Consider the following 20,685-nt stretch of genomic DNA (forward strand, 5'->3'; position numbering starts at 1 on the left):
AGTCGCTGTGTCTCAACGTCGAGGTGCTGTCCAGCGACGGCATGTCGATCGAGATGCGCGACACCGACGAGGACGTCTTCCGCGCCGCGGAAGAGCTCGGCATCGACCTGTCCCGGCGTGAGCCGAGCAGCGTGGAGGAGATCTGACCGCGACGACGACGGGGGCGCGCGCCTCGCACCGCCCCCGTCATCGGCCGTCCAGGGTGGCCGATCCGGCTACTCCTCCAGCAGGTCGTGCAGGTCGAGGTCGCTCTGTTCTGCGAACAGGCCGGGCTCGACGGGCATGAGCGGCTGCTCGGTCCAGATGCACTTGCCGGTGGGGGTGTAGCGGGTGCCCCAGCGATGCGAGATCGCGGAGACCAACTGCAGCCCACGCCCGCCCTCGTCGGTGTCGGACGCGCGGCGGATGCGCGGCGTGGTGAGGCTGCCGTCGGAGACCTCGCAGGTGAGCACGTTGGTGCGCAGCAGGCGGAGCTGGATGGGGCCCTTGGCGTGCCGGACGACGTTGCCGACCAGTTCGCTGGCCAGCAACTCGGTGGTCATGGACAGGGCGTCCAGGTGCCAGACGCCGAGCTGGGCGCGGACGTGCTCGCGGGCCTGGCCGGCGGCCTTGGGGTGCTCGGGCAGCGGCCACGAGGCCATGTCGTCGCACGACAGCGCGTGGGTGCGGGCGATCAGCAGGGCGGCGTCGTCGTCGCCGCTCCCCTGCTTTCCGGGGACCAGCGCCGAGGTGAGGTGGTCGCACAGGTCGTCCAGGCACTCGGCGCACTCGGGCTGATCCTCGTGCCGGCACGAGACCCGCGCGGAGGTGCCGTTGAGCGTCTCGGCGAGCTGGGCGATGCCCTGGTCGATGTCGAGGACGGAGGACTCGACGAGGCCGTCGGTGTAGAGCACCAGCAGGCTGCCCTCCGGCAGGTCCATCTCCACGGTGTCGAAGGGCGGGGTGGCGGCGCCGAGAGGCGCGTTCGGCTCGGCGTCCGGGAAGTGGACGGTGCCGTCCGGGTAGACGACCGCGGGCGGGGGATGGCCGGCGCGGGTTAGCACGCAGGAGCGGGTGGTGGCGTCGTAGACCAGGTACAGGCAGGTCGCGTAGAAGTCGTCGCCGAGCTCGCTGACCAGGTCGTTGAGGTGGGAGAGCAACTCGTCAGGAGGCAGTTCCAGATCGGCCAGGGTGCGGACGGCGGTGCGCAGGCGGCCCATGGTGACCGCCTCGGCCACCCCGTGGCCCATGACGTCGCCGATGACGATGGCGACGCGGTCGGCCGACAGCGGGATGACGTCGTACCAGTCGCCGCCCGCCTCCATGTCCTTGCCGGCGGGCAGATAGCGGGCCGCGGCGCTGATCGCGGGCAGGCTGGGCAGCCGGCGGGGGAGCAGCCCGCGCTGCAGCTCCTGCGCCCGCGTGTGCTCCCTGTCGAACAGGCGGGCCCGTTCCATGGCCTGGGCGACGAGTCCGCTGAGCGTGGTCAGCAGGTTGCGTTCCTCGCCGGTGAAGCGGCGCGGCTCGGCGAAGGAGACGACACAAGTGCCGACCGGACGTCCGGAGACGACCAGTGGGAGGAAGGCCCAGGCCTTCTTGCCGCCGGCCGCCGGCAGGTCGGCGTTCGTGGGGTAGCGCTCGATGAACTCCTCGACCGAGTTGATGAACATCGGGGTGCGTTCTCGCAGGGACTCCGAGATCGGCAGCCCGCTGGAGGCCGAAATGCGGGCGATCCGCTCGATGAACTCCTTCGAGTAGCCGGTGTACCCGACCGGCCGCAGGTGGTCGCCCTCCAGGAAGGAGAGCAGGAGCCCGGCGGCGCCGAACGACGGCAGGATGTGGTGGGCGGAGGCGTCCACGACGTCCCGCACGGTCACCGCCTCGGCCAGTGCCCTGGTGAGCTGCCCGATGCGAGAGGATCGGGCCACGGCGGCCGGCTCGGTGACCGCCTCCAGGTCCTCGTGGGTCTTGGTGATGTCCCACAGGGTTCCGATCATGCGTGCGGGCTCGCCGTTCTCGTCCACCACCAGCCGGCCGCGGGCCCGCACCCAGCCGGCCGTGCCGTCCGGGCGGCACACCCGGTACTCGGTGCTGTACATCCGCCCGGCGCGGATCGCCTCCTCGAGGTCGGCCAGCACCCACGGGAGGTCTTCGGGGTGGACGACGGCCGTCCAGTCCTCGATCCGGCCGTCGAAGGCACGCGGATCGACGCCCATGATGGTCATCATGGCGTCGTTCCAGATGACCTCGCCCGTACGGATGTCCCAGTCCCACGTGCCGACCCGCAGCTCCTGGCTCAGATGTGAGCCGGCGGGCTGCTCCTGCCAGCCCGCGAGCCCGGCGTTGGACGCGGGCGCGGAAGACCTGCTCAGCCGCTCGCCCGCCCAACGGCCCAGGGTGTCGAGGAAGGCCAGTTGCGTGGGCGACGGCTCCTGCGCGGAGGACGTGACGATCGACAGCGCGCCGATGGGGCCGGTGAGGCCGAGCAGCGGCACCGCAACCATGGCCGTGTCGACCGGCCAGGCCAAGGACTCCTCGGACGGCTCGTCTCCGCTCTGTTGCGGAATTCGGGCGCCAAGATTCGGCAAAGACACCCGGGTGAAGGCGGCGTCCCTGAACGCGCGGGCGGGGGCGAGCGGCCCGTTCCCGTCGAGCTGCTCCCACGCCTGGGTCAGGGTCGGAGGCAGCCCGCTGGCCACTGCCAGGCGCAGCCCGCTGCCGTGCCCCGGACCGCCCAAATGCAGCATGCCTCCCAGCCCGGCGAGGTCGGCCACCGCCTGCTGGACCACGAACCGCAGGAGCTCGATCCCCCAAAGATCGTCACCGACGGCCGCCAGCAGTCGTTTCCGCTCCTCAGAAAGCTGATCCGTACACCTGATCTGTGGATGTCGCGTCCGCTGTCCGCCCATCCCCTTCCCTTCCCCACGTCACCGGGAGCGCGCAGCCCGGTGACTACTCGGGAGAAATCTGCATTTATGGGCCATATGTACTAATTATAGCGATGTGGGTCATACGCGCGCGCTCATGTGACTGCGTTCCGTAATGGCGCCTTGGCCTGGCGTGTACGTGCACAAAAACCCTTCAGGCTCTACGGCCCCATGACCTTCACCGGGTGACGGTGCGGTGATGGCGGGGTGACGCGTGGGTCATGGCTGATCAGGACACTAACGCCAGAGGCTCTGCGGCTACAGGGACGAGGAAGGCCGATGGCGACAAGATTCACCTATCCCGGTGTCTATCTTGAGGAGATCGAGAGCGCGGTCCGGCCGATCGTCGGCGTCGACACGTCCGTGGCGGCCTTCGTGGGCCTGACCCTGGAGGGACCGCGCACCCCGACGACGGTCAACAGCTGGACCGAGTTCGACACCGTCTTCGGCGGGTTGTGGACCGGCAGTGAGCTGAGCTACGCGGTCTACCAGTTCTTCCTCAACGGCGGAGCCAAGGCGATCGTCGTACGGGTCGGCGGCGACACCCAGTACGCCACCATCGACCTCGGCGACGGCGTCAAACTGCGGGCCAGAGCCGCGGGCACGGCGGGCAACACGCTGACGGCGACCGTCAAGCACGACGCCGCCGACTCCAAGCACTACACCCTGACGATCAAGGTGTCCGGCACGTCGGCCGAGACGTACGAGATCTCCATCGACCCGGCCCTGCGCGGCAGGTGGCTGGACCGGGCGCTGGAGACCTCCCGGCTGGTCGAGCCGACCGACGGAAGCCCGGTCGACAAGCGGCCCCCCGAAGGCGACAAAACGGCCACTTCGGCGGCCGACGTGACGCTCAGCGCCACCGACGTGATCGGCGACCCGGTTCGGCGCACCGGCATGCAGGCCCTGCTCGACGTGCCGATCTTCAACCTGCTGGTGATCCCGCCGCAGCTGACGCGCTCCAGCTCCACGACCGACGACAGAGACGCCCGCTGGGCGCCGGTGATCGACGCGGCGGCCAGGCTGTGCGTGGACCGCAGGGCGATGCTCCTGCTCGACCCGCCCTTCGCCTGGGACAGCGTGGCCAGCGCGACGTCCGGGGCGGGCGCGGGGCTGCCGGTCACCGGCGTCGCCGGGCGCAACGTCGCCGTCTTCTTCCCGCGCATCACGATCTCCGACCCGGCCGGAGGCCCCGACCTGACCGTGGGGCCTATCGGCACCGTGGCCGGAGTGTTCGCCCGCACCGACACCCTGCGCGGGGTCTGGAAGGCGCCCGCGGGGGTGGACGCCTCCCTGGCCGGCGTACGGTCGGCGACCGTGGCGATGACCGACGCAGAGAACGGCGGCCTCAACCCGCTGGGCGTCAACTGCCTGCGCAGCTTTCCCGTCTACTCCCACGTGTTGTGGGGGTCGCGCACCTGCAGGGGCAACGACGAGGTGGGCGACCCGTGGAAGTACGTCCCCGTCCGCAGGCTCGCCCTGTTCATCGAGGAGACGCTGTTCCGCGCCACCAAGTGGGTGGTGTTCGAACCCAACGACGAGCCGCTGTGGGCCTCCATCCGGCTGAACGTCGGCGCCTTCATGGACGGTCTGTTCCGCCAGGGCGCCTTCCAGGGCAGAACGGCCCAGGAGGCGTACTTCGTCAAGTGCGACAGGGAGAACAACCCCCAGGCCGACATCGACGTCGGCGTCGTCAACATGGACGTCGGCTTCCAGCCGCTGAAACCCGCCGAGTTCGTGCGCATCCGCATCCAGCAGAAGCGTCCCGACGCCTGATGACCGGCTAGGCCCGAGGAGCGACATGGCCCAGTTCTCCGTCAACACCACCCGCCTGGACCCGTACAAGAACTTCAAGTTCCGGGTGAAGTGGGACAACAAGTACGTCGCCGGGATCAGCAAGGTCAGCGCCCTGCGCCGGACCACCGAAGTGGTCGAGCACCGCGACGGCGGCGACCACTCCAGCGCCCGCAAGTCGCCGGGCCGCACCAAGTACGAGCCGATCACGCTGGAACGCGGCGTCACCCACGACCCCGAGTTCGAGCTGTGGGCCAACAAGGTGTGGAACTACGCCAACGCCCAGGCGGGCCCCGACCAGCGCGACCGCGAGGTGGCGCTGGCCGCCTTCAGAAAGGACCTCATCATCGAGGTCTACAACGAGGCGGGCCAGAAGGTGCTGGCCTACCAGGTCTTCCGCTGCTGGGTGTCGGAGTTCCAGGCGCTGCCCGACCTCGACGCCAACGCCAACGCCATCGCGATCCAGCACCTGAAGCTGGAGAACGAGGGATGGGTGCGCGACCTGAGCGTCACCGAGCCCACCGAGTCGGACTCCTGAGGGGCGGTGCGGTGACAGTGCCGGCCGGTGCCGCCGAGTTGCTCGACGCGTGGGAGACGGGCTGGGACCGCACCCCGCTGGAGCGGGGCCTCGCCCTGCTCTCTGCCGGTACGGGCCGCCCCTCGGCCGAGCTGGCCCGCCTGACCATCGGGCAGCGCGACCGGGCGCTGTTCGAGCTGCGCGCGGCGCTGTTCGGCTCCGGCCTGGACGGGGTCTCGACATGCCCGGAGTGCGGCACGGACGTGGAGGTCTCCTTCGACCAGGGGCAACTGCTCGGCCCGCCGTCCCCGGCGCCGTACCGGCTGCCCACGAGCGCCGACGTCGCCGCCGCGCTGTCCGACCCCGACCCGTGCGGCGCGCTCGTCGACGGCTGCTCGAAAGGAGCGGGCGCCGAGGAGACGGCCGCGTCCTGGGCCCAGGCCGACCCGCTGCTGGACGTCGAACTGTGCCTGTCGTGCCCGGACTGCGGCCATGAGTGGGCCGAGTCCTTCGACATCGTCAGCTACCTGTGGTCGGAGCTGGACGGCTGGTGCCGCAGGACCCTGCTGGAGGTGCACGACCTGGCCACCGCCTACGGGTGGAACGAGCCGCAGGTCCTCGCGCTGAGCCCCTGGCGGCGACAGTGCTACCTGGGCCTGGTGAGATCATGAGCGGCCTGGTCCAGCGCCTGATCGCGCGCAGCCAGGCGCCGGTGAACGGCATCCGCCCCCGCCCGGCCTCGATGTTCGAGGACCGCCGGCCTGGGGCCCACGCGCAGCCGCCTGCCTTGTCCGACCCGCAGGAGGAGGCCCCCGCGCCGGAACTTCCCGCGATCGGGCAGGAACTCCGGCAAGGGGAACGATCCAGGACTCGCTCGACGGCACGACCGCCGACCAGGCCAGACGCGCCGGAGCAAGCCGTCGCCGCGCCGCCCGCCGAGCTCCGCGCCGCCACGCCGCCGCGGCTGCACGCCCATGCGCCGACACCCGCGGCTCTCCGGCTCCCGGGTCACGAGCAGGAGCCGTCAGGCCACCAGGCGGAACCCTCGGAGCACCGGCGGCCGGAGCTTCGCCTCCCGGCCGTCGCGGACGCCGGGCGCGGAACACCGCTGTTGCGGGTCGCCGCGGGCCCCGTGCTCGCCGCGCCGACGCGCGCCCAGGCGCCCCAGGACGCCGCACCCGCGCCCCCGGTGGTCGAGATCTCGATCGGCCGCCTGGAGGTACGCACCCCGCAGGTCCAGCCCGCCCCGCAGGCCAAGCCGGCGCGCAAGGACCACGCCACGGTGCTCAAGGCGTACCTGCGCGGGCGCGGCAAGGGAGAACTGGCATGAGCGAGCTTGTCGAGGTCATCAATAGGCAAGGAATCATGAGGCCGACGAAGGAGGCCGCATGAGCAACTCCCTGGCCATCGCCGCCGTCACCGCCGCGCTGCGCGCCCGGGTCTTCAACCGGCTCGGCGGCCCGCAGGTGACCATCGTGCCGCCGGACCGCGCCCCCGACGAGGTCAACGGCGACCATGTGAACCTGTTCCTGTACCGCACCGACGTACACCCGTCCTTCCGCAACGCCGACCCGCCGGGCTCGCCGCCGGGCGAGTCGCCCAAGCCGCTGCTGCCGCTGGTCCTGCACTATCTGCTGGCCGCCTACAGCAACGACGAGGGCACCGCCCACGAGCTGCTCGGCGCCGCGATGCTGGCCTTGCACGACACCCCGATCCTGCCGCGCGAGGAGATCCTGGCCGCCACGGCGATCCCGCTGGCCGGCAGCGACCTGCACCTGCAGCTCGAACACGTGAAGGTCAGCTTCGAGTCGCTCAGCCAGGACGACATCGCCAAGATGTGGACCGCGTTCGCGACGCCGTACCGGGTCTCGGCCTCTTACCAGGTCTCGACGGTGCTCATCGACAACCCCGCGCCGGGCCTCGCGCCGCTGCCCGTGCTCAAACGCGGCCCCGACGACAGGTCGCCGGTCGCCCACCCCGACGTCGTCTCGCCGTTCCCCGCGATCACCGGCATCCGGTACGGCGTGCCGGGCAGCCCGGTGGCGCTGCCCGGCGAGGCCGTCACGCTGACGGTGCGCAACCCGCCCGAGGGCGCCCTGGTGGCCCACCTGCGTCATCTGCGGGTGCCGGCCACGGCCGAGGTCCAGCTCGCCACCCCGGGGAGCGCCGAGGTAAAGGTCGTACTGCCCGTCTCGGGGCTGCCCGCGGGGCCATGGGCGATCTCGCTCGCGGCCGGCGGCACCTCCACGAACGAGGTCCCCCTGGCCGTCGCCCCCGAGACCGCCGCCCTGGCCGCCATCCCGGCCGGCGGCACCCCGCCCAGAACCACGGTGACCGCCACCGTCTCCCAGCCGGTGCTGGTCGGCCAGCAGACGGCCGTCCTCGTGGGCGGCCTGCACCTGCCGGTGCCCCTGCTGACCGCCGACAGCTACACGCTCTCGGTCACCGCCGAGATCCCGCCGGGCGTCCACAAGGTCCGCGTCCGCGTGGACGGCGTCGACACCGACATCGTCGACCGCGCCACCGGCACCTTCAGGACCGGGCCCACGGCGGAGGTGGTGATTTCGTGATCTGGGAACAGGCCAACGGCGCCTACCTGAAGGCGAGCCTCGACTGGCTGGCCGCCCGTCTCACCGCGCTCGCCCCCCAGCCCGCGATCCCTCCTGCCTCCGCCGCCGAGCCGTCCAAGAGATGGCGCAGAGCCCGTGACCACTCCGGCGCACCCCACGCCGGCGACGCGGACGCGCGGCAGGCCGCGGCTGTGGCGATGGCGGAGCTGGGCGCGCCCGCCCTGGTGCAGGTCGCCGAGCGGCTGGGGCTGAGCGACTTCGAACGGGACGTGCTGCTGCTGTGCGCCGCGCCCGCGATCGACCCGGGGATCGGCGAGCTGATCGCCGCCGCGCAGGGCGAGCCCGACCCCACCTTCGCCCTGGCGCTGCGCCTGTTCGACGACGCCCGCTGGGACGTGCTCTCGCCCGAGCGGGGGCTGCGGTTCTGGCGGCTGGTGGAGCCCGTGGGCTCGGGGGCCCAGCCGCTGGCCGTGGTGCCGCTGCGGGCCGACGACCGGATCGTCGACCTGGTCAGAGGGCTCAACCGGCTCGACGAACGGCTGACGGCGCTGGTCGGCCATCGCCCCGACCCGGCGCGGGGGCTCGCTCTGCCCGCCTCGTCACAGGCCGTGGTGGAGGCCCTGGTCGAGGCGGCGCTGACCGACACGCCCGACGGGCGCTTCCCGGTGATCCAACTGCTCGGCGGTGACGAACCGAGCTGCGAGCTGGTGGCCGTACGGGCCATGGCCCTGCTCGACCGCGAGGTCTACCACCTGCCGGTCGGCGCGCTCATGGGATCCGACCAGGACCTGGTGGCCAGGTTGTGGCAGCGCGAGAGCCTGCTGCTGCCGATGGCCCTGCTGATCGACGCCGTGGACGCCGACCCGGGCGATCCCGTCGTGGCCACGGCGCTGCGACGCTTCCTGTCCCAGGTGGGCGGGCTCGTCCTGCTGTCCACCCGCGAGGTGTGCCCGGTCACCGACCGGGCCACCGCGGTGGTCGACGTCGTCAGGCCGACCGCCGCCGAGCAGGCCGAGCTGTGGGCGGCCGCGACCGGACTGCCCGTGGAGGGCGCGCCCCGGACGCTGGCCGGCCAGTTCCGGCTGAGCGTGCCCGCCATCCACCGCATCGCCACCGCCCTGCGGTCCGGGTTCGACGCCCCCGGCGGGCGGGAGCGGCTGTGGGCGGCCTGCCGCGCGTCGGCCAGGCCGAGGCTGGAGGCCCTGGCGCAGCGGACCGTGCCGCAGGCCAGGTGGGACGACCTGGTGCTGCCCGGCGAGCAGACAGACCTGCTGCGCGCGCTCGTGGCGCAGGTACGGCACCGGGCCACGGTCATGTCCGCCTGGGGCTTCGGGGAGCGCAGGTCGCGCGGCAACGGGGTCACCGCGCTGTTCAGCGGCCCCAGCGGGACGGGCAAGACGTTCGCCGCCGAGGTGCTCGCCCACGAGCTCGGCCAGGACCTCTACCGCGTCGACCTGTCGGCCGTGGTCGACAAGTACATCGGCGAGACCGAGAAGAACCTGCGCAGGGTCTTCGACGCGGCCGAGGACGGCGGCGCGCTGCTGCTGTTCGACGAGGCCGACGCGCTGTTCGGGCGGCGCAGCGAGGTGCGTGACAGCCACGACCGCTACGCCAACATCGAGGTCAGCTACCTGCTCCAGCGCATGGAGGCCTACGAGGGGGTGGCGGTGCTGGCCACCAACCTGCGTGCCGCCCTTGACCCGGCCTTCCTGCGGCGGCTGCGGTTCGTCGTCGACTTCCCGCTGCCGGCGCGGGAGGAACGCAGGCGGTTGTGGTCGGCGGCTTTTCCCGAGGGCGTCCCGCTCGGCGACCTCGACCTCGACGCGCTCGTGGACCTGCCGGTCACGGGCGCCGCCGTGCAGGCGATCGCGCTGGGCGCCGCGTTCCTGGCCGCCGGCGCCGGCACGCCCGTCGACACCGCGACGGTGCTGAACGCCGCCAGGACCGAGTTCCGCAAGCTGGGCCTGCCGCTGACCGTCCCGCAGTACGAGCGGGTGGGCCGATGACGCGCATCGTGCTGCACATCGACCGGGTCGTGCTGGACTCGGCGGGACATTCGAGGCAGGAGCTCATCGACGCCCTGACCGAGGCCGTGCGCCGCGACCTGGCGGCCGGCCTCGGGAGCGTGGCCAGCGCGCAGGCCGTCCAGCGGCGGCGGCTGCGCGTGGAGGCCGCCGACGGCTCCGCGCCGGGGCTGGCCCGCGCGGTGGTCTCCGGGATCCAGGGGGCGGCGGGAGGTGGGCAGCGGTGAGCGCGCGGTTCGCGCCGGGGACGCCCGTGGTGCCGAGGGGCGGGCTCGTCCTGCTGAACCCGGCCGACGGCACGGTGCTCAAAGTCATCACCCTGCAGTACAACCCCGACACCATCACCCGTACGCTCCAGCCGCAGGGCGTGGGCATGGAGCCCGGCGACCGCAGCGAGGCGCTGCGGCTGCGCGGGCCCGCGCACGAGACCATCAAGCTCGACGCGGAACTCGACGCCACGATCCAGCTCGAGGACCCGTTCGCGCCGGGCAACGACGCCGTCGCCGCGCACGGCCTGCTGCCCGTCCTGGCCACGCTCGACATGCTGGTGAACCCGACGGCCGACGCCCTGCTCGCGCAGGACGAGGCGGCGCGCAACGGCGCCTTCGAGATCGTCCCCGTCGAGTCGCCGCTGACGGTGTTCGTGTGGAGCCGCGACCGCGTGGTGCCGGTCAGGCTCACCGAGTTCACCGTCACCGAGGAGGCGTTCGACTCCAACCTCAACCCGATCAGGGCCAGGGTGTCGCTGTCGCTGCGCATCCTGACCGTCGACGACCTGGGGTTCACACACCGGGGGAGCGGCCTGTTCATCGGCCACCAGCGGCGCCGCGAGCAGCTCGCCGCGCTGCACCCGTCCGACCAGCTTCGCGCCCTCGGCCTCGACGGCCCGCCAGGAGGCACCTGATGTTCACCGTGACCAGCCGCTACCACGGGATCGAGACCGCGCTCCACCGGCCGGACGGCGGGGAGCCGATCCCCTATGTCCGCCGCAGGTTCCTGCCGGACCCGCGCACGCTCACCGTGATCGCCGTGCACGTGGTCCGCGACGACGACCGGCTGGACAGGATCGCCGCGCAGCACCTCAACGACCCCGAACGCTTCTGGCAGGTCGCGGACGCCAACCCGGTGCTCGACCCCGCCGACCTCACCGCCCGCAGGGGGCGGCGGCTGGACATCGCGCTGCCCACCGCGACCGCGGGACGCCCGCATGGCTTCTGACCTGCTGCTCTCGCTCAGGCTCGGCCCGCTGCTGGCCGAGCAGGTGCCCCGCGAGGTCGTGGACGCGCTGCTGTCGGTGCAGGTCAGCGAGGGCGTGGGCCAGCCGGGCGGGTTCCGGTTGTCGTTCGGCACCGGCAGGCGGTCGCTGCTGTTCCGCGAGCTGCTGCCGTCGGGCGCGCTCGACCCCCCGGCCAGAGCCCAGATCGTCGTGACGATCAGAGGCCAGGCCACCGTGCTGATGGACGGCGTCGTCACCCGGCACGAGGTGACACCGTCCGCCGAACCCGGCCAGGCGCGCCTCACCCTCACCGGGGAGGACGTCTCCCGGATGATGGACGTGGTCGACTTCACCGGCGTGCCCTTCATGGGGCTGCCGCCGGAGGCGCGGGTCGCGCTGATCTGCGCCAAATACCCGATGTACGGGCTCGTCCCGCAGATCGTGCCGAGCGTCTACCTGGCCGACCCGAACCCGCTGGAGTCCGTGCCCGCCCAGCAGGGCACCGACCTGGCCTACCTCAAGGCGCTCGCGGCGCAGGCCGGCTACCAGTTCTACGTCGAGCCGGGATCGGTTCCCGGCGTCAACGTCGCGTACTGGGGGCCGCTGGTCAGGGCCGGGACGCCGCAGCCCACCCTGTGGGCCAACGCCGACACGGCCACCAACGTCGAGACGCTGACGTTCACCTTCGACGGGTTCTCCGCGACGCAGTACGTCGTCCTGGTCCAGGAGCCGATCACCAAGTTCCCCGTCCCCATCCCGGTCCCGGACATCACCCCCGTCAACCCGCCGATGGGCGCCCGCAGGCCGACGCCGCTGAAGGTGTCGGCGATCAGGGGCCTGGCCAAGCTGTCGGCGATGCAGGCGACGGGGGTGGCGCTGTCCAGGGCCGCCGACAGCTACGAGGTGATCAGCGGGCAGGGCACGCTGGACGTGCTGCGCTACGGCCAGCCGCTGCGTGCCCGCCGCCCCGTCACGGTGCGGGGTGCGAGCCTCGGCTACGACGGCGCCTACTTCGTCAAGAGCGTCACCCACGACATCAAGCGCGGCGCGTACACCCAGCACTTCACCCTCACCCGCAACGCGTTCCTGCCCCTGCCCTAAGGACCTGCCATGAACATGGACGAACTCGGGTACGTCGAGTCTCCCGGCTTCTTCAGCCCCGCCGAACGCGAAGACGCGGAACCGCCGGGCACCAAACGTTTCTACGGCAAGTACCGGGGCGTGGTGCTGAACAACATCGACCCCCTGGGCAAGGGGCGGCTGCTGGTCAGTGTTCCCGACGTCCTCGGCGTGCTGCCTTCGACGTGGGCGATGCCGTGCGTGCCGCTGGCCGGGCTGCAGATGGGCTTCTTCGCCGTGCCGCCGCCGGGCGCCGGGGTCTGGGTGGAGTTCGAGCAGGGCAGCCCCGACAGCCCCATCTGGGTGGGTTTCTTCTGGGGCAGCAGGAAAGAGGCGCCCGCCACCGCCGAGCTGCTGCCCCCCGCCGCGCCCGCGCTGCTGATCGAGACCGTCGGCAAGAGCAAGATCGCCCTGTCGGACGTCCCTGTGGCGCCGATGAAGGGCAGCGGCGTGCTGCTGCAGTCCCAGTCGGCGGCCATCACGGTCGACACCTCCGGCGTGACCATCAGCGCGCCGGCCATCAACCTCGTCGGGCTCGTCAACATCAACAACGGCGCGCTCGTCGTGAAGCCGGCCTGAGAGGGGATCCGACGATGCCGGGTTTCTTGCTGACCGTCGCATCCCAGGTGACCTGCCTGCACCAGGGCAAGGCCACGATCGTCCCCGGTCAGAGCGTGGTGCTGGCCGGGGGCGCGCCGGTGGTGACCGTCGGCGACGTCGTCGCGGTCGCGGGCTGCTCGCTGTCGGGGGCGACGCCGCCGAGCCCCTGCGTCACCGTCGACTTCGCCCTGGCCGCCTCCACCCGGGTCTTCGTGCTCGGCAAGCCGGTCGTGCTGGAGCCCACGGGGCCCGGCGCGGGCCTGTGCCAGTCGGCGGCCAAGGCCCCCCAGGGCACGCCGATCACCACCTCCGTGCAGCTCAGGGCGGCGGGATCATGAGCATCCACCTGGACTTCCCCTTCCACATCGACGCGCACGGCAACTCGGCCACCACCACCGACGAGGACCACGTGCGCGACATGGTCGAGCAGTTGCTGTTCACGATCCCGGGGGAGCGGGTCAACCGGCCCGACTTCGGCACCGGCGTGCTGCGGCTGGTCTTCGCCCCCAACAGCCCCGAGCTGGCCGGGGCCGTGGAGTACACCCTGCAGGCCGCCCTGCAGCAGTGGCTGCCCGACGACCTGCGGGTCGAGCGCGTGGAGGTGCGGGCGGAGGAGGGGGCGCTGCTGGTGTCGGTGGCCTACGTGCTGGTGCTGACCGGGGAGCTCAACTCGGTGACCGTCGAACGGAGGACCGGGCCATGACGGCCGAGGAGGGCTGCCCGCCCCGCGAGCGGCGTGAACGGGACCGCGCCTGCGGCTGGGGCGGCATCGCGGGGGTGCGGGTCGACAACGCGGCGCGCACGCTGCGGCTGTTGCTGTTCGGCAAGGCCCCCGTGCCCGCGCCGGAGGCGGCCGACATCGCCATCACCGGCCCGGGGCGCGCGGTCCGGGCCGTGGACGTCGAGGTGGTCGCCTCGCGCCAGGCCGGTCGCCACGACGAGCTGGTCGTCCGGCTCGACCGGCTCGGAGACGACTCGCCGTATGAGGTGGCGCTGGCAGGAGCGGACGACTTCGACCCCCGGTACGCGCGGGCGGCCTTCACCTTCACCGGCGACTGCGGCGAGGAGGCCGACTGCGGCCTGACGACGCCCTGCCCGCCCGCCGACGAGGACCGGGCGGTCATCGACTACCTGGTCAAGGACTACGCGAGCTTCCGCAGGCTCATCCTCGACCGGCTCGCGCTGATCTCGCCCTCCTGGACCGACCGGCAGATCCCCGACCTGGGCGTCACGCTCGTCGAGCTGCTCGCCTACGTCGGCGACCAGCTCTCCTACAGTCAGGACGCGGTCGCCACCGAGGCCTACCTGGGCACGGCCAGGCTGCGCACGTCCGTGCGGCGGCACCTGCGGCTGGTCGACTACCGGATGCACGACGGCTGCAACGCGCGCACCTGGGTGCACCTGGAGGTCGAGGAGGCCGGGGTCCTGCCCGCGGGCGCCTACCGGTTCGTGACGGCGCTGCCCGCGCTGGAGGGCCGCCCGATGATCTCGGAGCGGGAGCTGCGCCGTTTCCCGCCCGGCGGCCACCAGGTGTATGAGCCGGTGCTGGAGCACGACCTGGCCGTCAGCCCCGCCCGCAACCGCATCCGGCTGTGGACCTGGGGCGGCGAGGAGTGCTGTCTGCCCCGTGGCGCGACCTCCGCGACGCTGGTGGACGGCTGGTGCGACGAGGAGCGGTCCGGCCGGCTGCTCGGCCTGTGCCCGGGAGACGTGCTGATCTTCGAGGAGGTACGCGGCCCGCTGACCGGCGTCCCCGGCGACGCGGACGTCACCCACCGCCAGGCCGTCCGGCTGACCGAGGTCGTGGAGCTCGACGACCCCGTGTACGACCAGCCGCTGTTGCGGGTGAGCTGGGCGTGCGCCGACGCTCTGACGTTCGAGCTGTGCCTGGCCTCCATCGGCGGCGAGGAGTGCTGCCTGTTCGAGGACGTGAGCGTCGCCAGGGGCAACGTGGTCCTCGTCGACCACGGCGGCACCGAGACCGGGTCGCTGACCGTGCCCGAGGGCGACCCGGGCGCCGTGCGCTGCCAGGGACACGGCCGCCCGGAACGCGACCAGGCACGCCTGCGCTTCGAGCCGGAACTGCCGCTCGCGCCCCTCACCCGCCGGGCGCCCTACCCCGCTCCCGAGACCGTCGCGGAGGGCCAGGCCCTGACGCTGGCGGGCCTCCTCGCCGGTGGCGCGCGACGTCCAGGCGAGGGCCCGGCGTCGGCCGACCTCCCCACCGGCGCCGCGCCGAGCCCGCGCCGGCTCGCCAGGCTGGCCACGCTGACCGCGCGGGCCCGGCTCGGCCTGCCACTGGACGCCGCCGACGCGGCCGAGGTGGCCGCCACGTGGGGCGTCGGCCCGCCGCTCGACCCCGCGGAGCCGGTCGTCGCAGGACCCGCCGCGGCCGCGCTCACCCAGGACCCGCGCACGGCACTGGCCCAGCTCTGGCTCACCTCGGAAGAGGAGACGTGGACGGTGCGGGCCGACCTGATCGGCAGCGGCCCCGAGGACCGGCACGTCGTCGTCGAGGTGGACGACGAGGGCAGCTCCCACCTGCGCTTCGGCGACGGCAGATACGGCCGCGCGGTCCGGCCGGGCCAGCGGTTCGACCTGCGAACGCGGGTCGGCAACGGCACGGCGGGCAACGTCGGCGCAGAAGCGGTGGCCCACCTGGTGGCCTCGCGTCCCATCGCGGTGCCGGTGACCGGCGTACGCAACCCGCTGGCCGCCACCGGCGGCACCGACCCCGAGCCGGTCGCCGACGCCCGCCTGCTCGGCCCCACCGCCTACCGGCACCGCCTGGTACGGGCGGTCACCGCCGACGACTACGCCACGATCGCCTCGGCCCGGCCCGGAGTCCAGGGCGCGGCCACCGATTTGGCGTGGACCGGCGGCTGGTACGAGGCCGACGTGGCGATCGACCCCCTGCGGGGCCGCTGCGGACAGGAGTTCCCCCTGGAGGGCGTGCGTACCCGGCTGGAGCAGGTCCGGCGGATCGGGCACGACCTGCGGGTCGACCCGCCCCGGCTGGTCCCGGTCGACGTGGGGCTGCGCGTCTGCCTGACATCGGGCGCGCCCCGCTCGGCCGTCACCGTCGCGCTGCGGGCCAGGCTCGGCGACGCCCCCGGCGGCATGTTCGACCCCGACCGCCTCACCTTCGGCACCGGCCTGTACGTGAGCCGGATCGTGGCCGAGGCCATGGCCGTGCCGGGGGTGGTGTCGGCGACCGTCGTCCGGCTGGCCCGCACCGTCTCCGCGGGCCCGCCCGTGCCCGACGGTGGCGCGCCGGCGTTCGGCCCGCTGGAGATCCCCTCGGCGGGGACGTTGACGCTGGATCTCGTGGGAGGGCGGTGAGCCGGTATGAGCTGCGGTGACGTGGGATGTTGCGGGCGGTGCGCGCCGGGGGCGAGGCAGGCTGCGGCCAACCCGCCGGGGCGGTCGAGCCTGACCGTCCGGGTGGGCACCCGGGCGACGTTCCTGGCCAGAATGATCGGACGGCTGGCCTCGTCCGACCATCCCGAGCTGGCCAGGCTGACCACGCGCGCCCCCGGCGACCCCGCGCTGGCGCTGCTGGACGCGTGGGCGTGCGTCGGCGACGTGCTGACCTTCTACCAGGAACGCATCGCCGACGAGGGTTACCTCGCCACGGCCAAGGAGCGGCGGTCGCTGGTGGAGCTGGCCGCGCTCGTCGGCTACCGGCCCAGGCCGGGGCTGGCGGCGTCCGCCTGGCTGGCCTACACGCTCGACCCCGACCCCGCCGACCCGCTCGTGCGGGTGCCCGCGGGCGCCAGGGTCCAGAGCGTGCCCGACCCCGGCGCCAAGTCGCAGATCTTCGAGACGGCGCAGGAGCTGGTGGCCCGCGCGTCGTGGGGCGCGCTGCGGCCCCGGCTGCGCCGCCCGACCCGGCTGACTCTCTGCGGCATGAACTACCTGCGGGTGGTGCACGTCGAAGGGGTCGCGACCGGGCTCGCGCCCAACGACCGGCTGCTGTTCCACTTCACCGAAGGCTCGCCGGTGCTACGGGTCGTCGAGTCGGTCGAGATCGACCTGGACGCCCAGGTGACCGCCGCCTTCCTGCAGCCGCTCCCGCTCAATCTGGCCGAGGACGGCACCGAGGCGGAGTTCGTCCGGCTGGAGGTGTTGCGGGTCAAGGCGGCCACGTTCGGCGCCGCCGCCCCGCTCAAACCGGGGACGTCCGACGACTGGGAGCTCGACGAAGACCTCTACGACTCCGGCGAAGGACAGCGCACCCTGCTCCCGCTCGACGCCGACCACCCGCGCATCCTCCCGGAGAGCTGGATCGCGGTGGTGTCCGGCGACGGCAGCGTGGAGGTCAACTTCGTCAAAGACGTGCGCACGCTGGGCCTGGCCCACTACGGCATCTCCGGCAGGGTGAGCGCGCTCGTGCTGGCGCGGGCCTGGTTCCCCGAGCAGTCCGGCGACGCCGCGCGCTCCCTCGCCGAACTGCGCGGCTACACCTTCTACGTCCAGGCCGAGCCGCTCGTCCTGGCCGACACGCCGATCACCGCGCCCGTCGAGGGCCGCTCGATCGACCTCGGCACGGTGATTGAGGACCTGCCCACCGGCCGGACGATCGTCGTGTCGGGGATGCCGCAGGAGGCGGGCCCGCTCACCGCGCCGGGCGGCGAGGTCGCGCGGGTCGTCGGCACCCGGAGGGTCTCCTCGTCGGGCACCGTGCCGGACCACACCGTCCTGGACCTCGCGGCCCCGCTGCGCGGCTCCTACCGCCGCGCCAGCGTCACCGTCTGGGGCAACGTCGTGCGCGCCACGAACGGCGAGACCAAGCTCGAACCCGCGGCGGGCAGCGGCGACGCCGGCACACCCGGCCAGCGCTTCACCCTGGGCCAGCGGCCGCTCACCTACCTCGCGACGCCCGACGCCGACGGCGAGCAGGCGGAGCTGACCGTCAGGATCGGCGGGATCGCCTGGCACGAGGTCCAGGAACTGGCCTGGGCGGGGCCGTCGGAGCGGGCCTACCAGGTGAACGTGGACGCCGAGGGCAGCGCGACGATCGAGTTCGGCGACGGCAGGCGCGGATCCCGGCTGCCCACCGGCGCCGGCAACGTGGCCTTCACCTACCGCGTGGGCATCGGCAGGGCGGGCAACGTGCGGACGGGACAGCTCAACCAGCTCCAGACCAAGCCGCTGGGCGTCACCGCCGTCACCAACCCCCTGCGCGCCAGTGGCGGCACCGACCGCGACGCGGACCCGGCGCTGCGCGAGCGGGCGCCGCTGCCGACCCTGGCCATGGACCGGCTGGTGGGCCTGCGCGACTACGCGGACTTCACGCTGGCCCGCGCGGGCATCGGCAAGGCCGCGGCGACCCGCCTGATCGCGGGCGGCGGGGAACTGGTCCACGTGACGGTCGCGGGCGTGGACGACGCGCCGATCGAGCCGGACTCCGACGTCCTGCGCAGCCTCGTGGCGGCCTGCCGCCGCTACGGCGACCCCGGCGTGCGGGTCGCCGCCGCCCCGCGCGCCCTCTGGAACGTCGTGGTGGAGGCCGACGTGCGGATCGACGCCGACCGCGCCCCCGACCTGGTCGGCCCGCAGGCCCGCGCGGCCCTGGAGGCGGCGTTCGGGTTCGGGGCCCGCGCGCTCGGCCGCGGCCTCTACCTGGCCGAGGTCGTCGCGGCGCTCCAGAGCGTGCCCGGCGTCGCCTTCGCCGACGTCGTACGGTTGGGCGCCACCCAGGGCACGACCGCCGCCGACGCCGCCGCGGTGACCGGCGTGGCCGGCCGCATCCCGGCGAAACCGGCCAGGACGAGAGCGGACGGCGTGCACGTCGACCCCGCCGACCTCGTCATGATCACACCCGGCCTCGACGGGTTCGTCGTCCTGCACGTGGAGGTGGTCCGATGACCCGCGACGAGCTGGCCGCGCTGCTGCCCGCCATACACCGCAGCAGGGACGAGGAACAGGGCCACCCGCTGCGGGCGCTGCTGCGCGTCATCGAGGAGCAGGTGCGCGTCATCGAGGACGACCTCGACACCTGGTACGCCAACTGGTTCGTCGAGACCTGCGACGAGTGGATCGTGCCGTACATCGCGGCGCTGGCCGGCATCGAGCGCGAGGACGTCTCCCGCGCCGAGGCGGCCGACGCGGTGGCCGTACGCCGCCGCAAGGGCACCGCCGCCGCGCTGGAACAGCTCGCCTTCGACAGCGCCCGCTGGCCCGCGCGGGCCGTGGAGACCTACCGGATGCTGGTGCGTGAGCAGCATCCGCGGCATCTCCACCCGGACCGGGCGGCCACCTTCGACGTGCGCGACCTGGTCGCCTGCGAGCGCGTCGGCGGGCCCTTCGACACCGCCCCCAGGCTGCCCGACGTGCGCCGGATCGACAGCGAGCTGACCAAGGGGCTGCACAACATCCCCGACCTGGCCCTGTACGTGTGGCGGTTGGCGTCCTTCCCCGTAACCCGCGCCCCGGCGTTCTGCGTCGACCAGCGCTACAGCCGATACCTGGTCAACGTGCTCGGCATCGACACCCAACTGTTCGCCCCGCAGGGGAGCGGGCCGAGCGCCGCCCACCTGTCGGGACCCGCCGACGTGCCGCAGCCGATCGGCCGCGAGGAGTTCGCCTCCGCCGTGACCGAGTACTACGGGCCGGGCAGGGCGTTGCGGATCTGGCGCGACAGCCTGGACAACCCCGTCCCGGCGAGCCGGATCGTCGGCGCCGACCTCAGCGAGTGGCGCTACCGGGCCCAGCCGGGCCAGGTGCTCGTGGACCCGGTGCTGGGCAGGATCGCCTTCCCTCCGGACGAGGCGCCGGAGGAAGGGGTGTGGGTGAGCTGGTGCTACGGGTTCAGCGAGCGCATGGGCGGCGGCGCCTACGCCAGGCCGACCACCCCGGTCGGCGGGCGCCGCCGGTACGTCGTGGGCGGCGACGGGTTCGGCTCCATCACCGCCGCGCTCCGGCAGTGGCAGGAGGACAAGGAGGCCGACCCGGCCCTGCACGACGTGCTCGTGGAGATCGTCGACTCGTCCGACTACACCGAGGCGCTCTGCGTCGACCTCGACCTGGACGACCGGCTGGAGCTGCGGGCGGCGCCGTACCAGCGGCCCGTCATCAGGCTGCTCAATCAGCGGGCGAACCGCTTCGACGCGCTCTCGGTGCGGGCCCGGTGCAAGACCCCGCCGCCGGGCACCCCCGCCGACTGCCCGCCGCCGTCCGCGCGCCGCCCGCGCCTGCTCCTCGACGGGCTCGTGATCTCGGGCCGCAGCGTCGACATCACCGGGCAGGTGGGCGAGGTGACCATCAGGCACTGCACCCTCGTGCCCGGCTGGGAACTGGACGAGCGGTGCGCGCCGCGCCACGGAGAGGAGCCGTCGATCGAGCTGCGGCGCACCACCGCCAGGCTGCGCGTGCAACGCTCGATCGTCGGCACGATCCTGATCGACCAGGACGAGACCTCGGGCGAGCCGCTCATCGTCGAGGCCGACGACTCGATCATCGACGCGACCGACCGCGAGCTCGCAGCCGTCACGGGCGTGGACGCCAGGAACGCCTACGCCGAACTGACCCTGCGCCGCTGCACCGTGCTCGGCCAGGTGCACGTCTACCTGCTCAGGCTCGCGCAGGACAGCATCGTCACCGGCCGCGCGCACGTGGCCAGGCAGGACGCCGGCTGCGTGCGCTACTCCTCCGTCTCCTACGCCTGCGAAGGCGGCCCGCCACGTTATCGGTGCCCGCCCGATTCGGACAACCGGCTGCGGCCCAGGTTCACCGGCGTCAGGTACGGCGTGCCCGGCTACTGCCAGTTGCACGAAACCTGCGCCGACGCCATCCGCACCGGAGCCGAGGACGGATCCGAGATGGGCGCCTTCCACGACCTGTTCCAGGCGCGGCGACTCGCCACCCTCGTCGACCACCTGAACGGGTTCGTCCCCCTCGGCGTCGACGCCGCCGTCATCACCGCCACCTAGGGAGA

At 73.0% G+C, this 20,685-nt stretch carries 17 protein-coding genes; 16 read left to right on the forward strand and 1 reads right to left on the reverse strand.

The features are described 5' to 3' along the window. Nucleotides 1-215: 215 nt before the first annotated feature. The gene (locus tag ACFOY2_RS48580; RefSeq protein WP_379534965.1) at nucleotides 216-2,888 is read right to left on the reverse strand and encodes a SpoIIE family protein phosphatase; all 2,673 of its coding nucleotides are present in this window, start codon (nucleotides 2,886-2,888) and stop codon (nucleotides 216-218) included. Between the two features lie 297 nt (nucleotides 2,889-3,185). Here ACFOY2_RS48580 and ACFOY2_RS48585 point away from each other — a divergent pair, with 297 nt between their 5' ends. Genes ACFOY2_RS48585 through ACFOY2_RS48660 form a run of 16 tightly spaced genes read left to right on the forward strand, consistent with a single transcriptional unit; the run spans nucleotide 3,186 to nucleotide 20,680 of the window. Further along, a complete protein-coding gene (locus tag ACFOY2_RS48585) occupies nucleotides 3,186-4,682 on the forward strand; it encodes a phage tail sheath family protein (RefSeq protein ID WP_379534966.1) in 1,497 nt (498 codons plus the stop codon). 25 nt (nucleotides 4,683-4,707) lie between these two features. Further along, nucleotides 4,708-5,238: a phage tail protein gene (locus ACFOY2_RS48590; RefSeq protein WP_357831526.1), complete on the forward strand. Its 531-nt coding sequence runs from the start codon at nucleotides 4,708-4,710 to the stop codon at nucleotides 5,236-5,238. 11 nt (nucleotides 5,239-5,249) lie between these two features. Then, nucleotides 5,250-5,888: a hypothetical protein gene (locus ACFOY2_RS48595; protein ID WP_379534967.1), complete on the forward strand. Its 639-nt coding sequence runs from the start codon at nucleotides 5,250-5,252 to the stop codon at nucleotides 5,886-5,888. Further along, complete coding sequence (locus ACFOY2_RS48600) at nucleotides 5,885-6,547, forward strand: hypothetical protein (protein ID WP_379534968.1); 663 nt, start codon at nucleotides 5,885-5,887, stop codon at nucleotides 6,545-6,547. The genes ACFOY2_RS48595 and ACFOY2_RS48600 overlap by 4 nt, the downstream gene beginning before the upstream one ends. 58 nt (nucleotides 6,548-6,605) lie before the next feature. Continuing rightward, complete coding sequence (locus ACFOY2_RS48605) at nucleotides 6,606-7,787, forward strand: DUF4255 domain-containing protein (RefSeq protein WP_379534969.1); 1,182 nt, start codon at nucleotides 6,606-6,608, stop codon at nucleotides 7,785-7,787. Beyond that, nucleotides 7,784-9,793: an ATP-binding protein gene (locus ACFOY2_RS48610; RefSeq protein ID WP_379534970.1), complete on the forward strand. Its 2,010-nt coding sequence runs from the start codon at nucleotides 7,784-7,786 to the stop codon at nucleotides 9,791-9,793. Before ACFOY2_RS48605 ends, ACFOY2_RS48610 begins: the two co-directional genes overlap by 4 nt. After that, nucleotides 9,790-10,038, forward strand: a complete 249-nt coding sequence (locus ACFOY2_RS48615) for a hypothetical protein (RefSeq protein ID WP_379534971.1) — start codon at nucleotides 9,790-9,792, stop codon at nucleotides 10,036-10,038. Before ACFOY2_RS48610 ends, ACFOY2_RS48615 begins: the two co-directional genes overlap by 4 nt. Further along, on the forward strand, nucleotides 10,035-10,715 hold the full coding sequence (locus ACFOY2_RS48620) for a hypothetical protein (RefSeq protein ID WP_379534972.1): 681 nt from the start codon (nucleotides 10,035-10,037) through the stop codon (nucleotides 10,713-10,715). Before ACFOY2_RS48615 ends, ACFOY2_RS48620 begins: the two co-directional genes overlap by 4 nt. Next, nucleotides 10,715-11,029 carry a LysM domain-containing protein gene (locus ACFOY2_RS48625; protein WP_379534973.1) on the forward strand — a complete coding sequence of 105 codons (315 nt, stop codon included), beginning with the start codon at nucleotides 10,715-10,717 and terminating at the stop codon, nucleotides 11,027-11,029. The genes ACFOY2_RS48620 and ACFOY2_RS48625 overlap by 1 nt, the downstream gene beginning before the upstream one ends. Then, the gene (locus tag ACFOY2_RS48630) at nucleotides 11,019-12,128 is read left to right on the forward strand and encodes a hypothetical protein (protein ID WP_379534974.1); all 1,110 of its coding nucleotides are present in this window, start codon (nucleotides 11,019-11,021) and stop codon (nucleotides 12,126-12,128) included. Before ACFOY2_RS48625 ends, ACFOY2_RS48630 begins: the two co-directional genes overlap by 11 nt. Nucleotides 12,129-12,137: 9 nt before the next feature. Further along, nucleotides 12,138-12,725, forward strand: a complete 588-nt coding sequence (locus tag ACFOY2_RS48635; protein WP_379534975.1) for a phage baseplate assembly protein V — start codon at nucleotides 12,138-12,140, stop codon at nucleotides 12,723-12,725. Between the two features lie 14 nt (nucleotides 12,726-12,739). Then, nucleotides 12,740-13,084, forward strand: coding sequence for a hypothetical protein (locus tag ACFOY2_RS48640; protein ID WP_379534976.1), 345 nt, complete (start codon nucleotides 12,740-12,742; stop codon nucleotides 13,082-13,084). Then, the gene (locus ACFOY2_RS48645; RefSeq protein WP_379534977.1) at nucleotides 13,081-13,449 is read left to right on the forward strand and encodes a GPW/gp25 family protein; all 369 of its coding nucleotides are present in this window, start codon (nucleotides 13,081-13,083) and stop codon (nucleotides 13,447-13,449) included. The genes ACFOY2_RS48640 and ACFOY2_RS48645 overlap by 4 nt, the downstream gene beginning before the upstream one ends. Continuing rightward, nucleotides 13,446-16,088, forward strand: a complete 2,643-nt coding sequence (locus ACFOY2_RS48650; protein ID WP_379534978.1) for a putative baseplate assembly protein — start codon at nucleotides 13,446-13,448, stop codon at nucleotides 16,086-16,088. The genes ACFOY2_RS48645 and ACFOY2_RS48650 overlap by 4 nt, the downstream gene beginning before the upstream one ends. 6 nt (nucleotides 16,089-16,094) lie before the next feature. Next, nucleotides 16,095-18,617, forward strand: a complete 2,523-nt coding sequence (locus tag ACFOY2_RS48655; RefSeq protein WP_379534979.1) for a putative baseplate assembly protein — start codon at nucleotides 16,095-16,097, stop codon at nucleotides 18,615-18,617. Further along, a complete protein-coding gene (locus tag ACFOY2_RS48660; RefSeq protein WP_379534980.1) occupies nucleotides 18,614-20,680 on the forward strand; it encodes a hypothetical protein in 2,067 nt (688 codons plus the stop codon). The genes ACFOY2_RS48655 and ACFOY2_RS48660 overlap by 4 nt, the downstream gene beginning before the upstream one ends. Nucleotides 20,681-20,685 lie beyond the last annotated feature (5 nt).

Source organism: Nonomuraea purpurea (assembly GCF_042650645.1).
Lineage (GTDB): Bacteria > Actinomycetota > Actinomycetes > Streptosporangiales > Streptosporangiaceae > Nonomuraea > Nonomuraea purpurea.

Coding starts and splice junctions, on each gene's coding strand:
- ACFOY2_RS48615 (WP_379534971.1), top strand. CDS start 9,790: ATGACGCGCATCGTGCTGCACATCGACCGGGTCGTGCTGGACTCGGCG.
- ACFOY2_RS48625 (WP_379534973.1), top strand. CDS start 10,715: ATGTTCACCGTGACCAGCCGCTACCACGGGATCGAGACCGCGCTCCAC.
- ACFOY2_RS48585 (WP_379534966.1), top strand. CDS start 3,186: ATGGCGACAAGATTCACCTATCCCGGTGTCTATCTTGAGGAGATCGAG.
- ACFOY2_RS48600 (WP_379534968.1), top strand. CDS start 5,885: ATGAGCGGCCTGGTCCAGCGCCTGATCGCGCGCAGCCAGGCGCCGGTG.
- ACFOY2_RS48650 (WP_379534978.1), top strand. CDS start 13,446: ATGACGGCCGAGGAGGGCTGCCCGCCCCGCGAGCGGCGTGAACGGGAC.
- ACFOY2_RS48580 (WP_379534965.1), bottom strand. CDS start 2,888: ATGGGCGGACAGCGGACGCGACATCCACAGATCAGGTGTACGGATCAG.
- ACFOY2_RS48645 (WP_379534977.1), top strand. CDS start 13,081: ATGAGCATCCACCTGGACTTCCCCTTCCACATCGACGCGCACGGCAAC.
- ACFOY2_RS48640 (WP_379534976.1), top strand. CDS start 12,740: ATGCCGGGTTTCTTGCTGACCGTCGCATCCCAGGTGACCTGCCTGCAC.
- ACFOY2_RS48655 (WP_379534979.1), top strand. CDS start 16,095: ATGAGCTGCGGTGACGTGGGATGTTGCGGGCGGTGCGCGCCGGGGGCG.
- ACFOY2_RS48635 (WP_379534975.1), top strand. CDS start 12,138: ATGAACATGGACGAACTCGGGTACGTCGAGTCTCCCGGCTTCTTCAGC.
- ACFOY2_RS48630 (WP_379534974.1), top strand. CDS start 11,019: ATGGCTTCTGACCTGCTGCTCTCGCTCAGGCTCGGCCCGCTGCTGGCC.
- ACFOY2_RS48590 (WP_357831526.1), top strand. CDS start 4,708: ATGGCCCAGTTCTCCGTCAACACCACCCGCCTGGACCCGTACAAGAAC.
- ACFOY2_RS48660 (WP_379534980.1), top strand. CDS start 18,614: ATGACCCGCGACGAGCTGGCCGCGCTGCTGCCCGCCATACACCGCAGC.
- ACFOY2_RS48605 (WP_379534969.1), top strand. CDS start 6,606: ATGAGCAACTCCCTGGCCATCGCCGCCGTCACCGCCGCGCTGCGCGCC.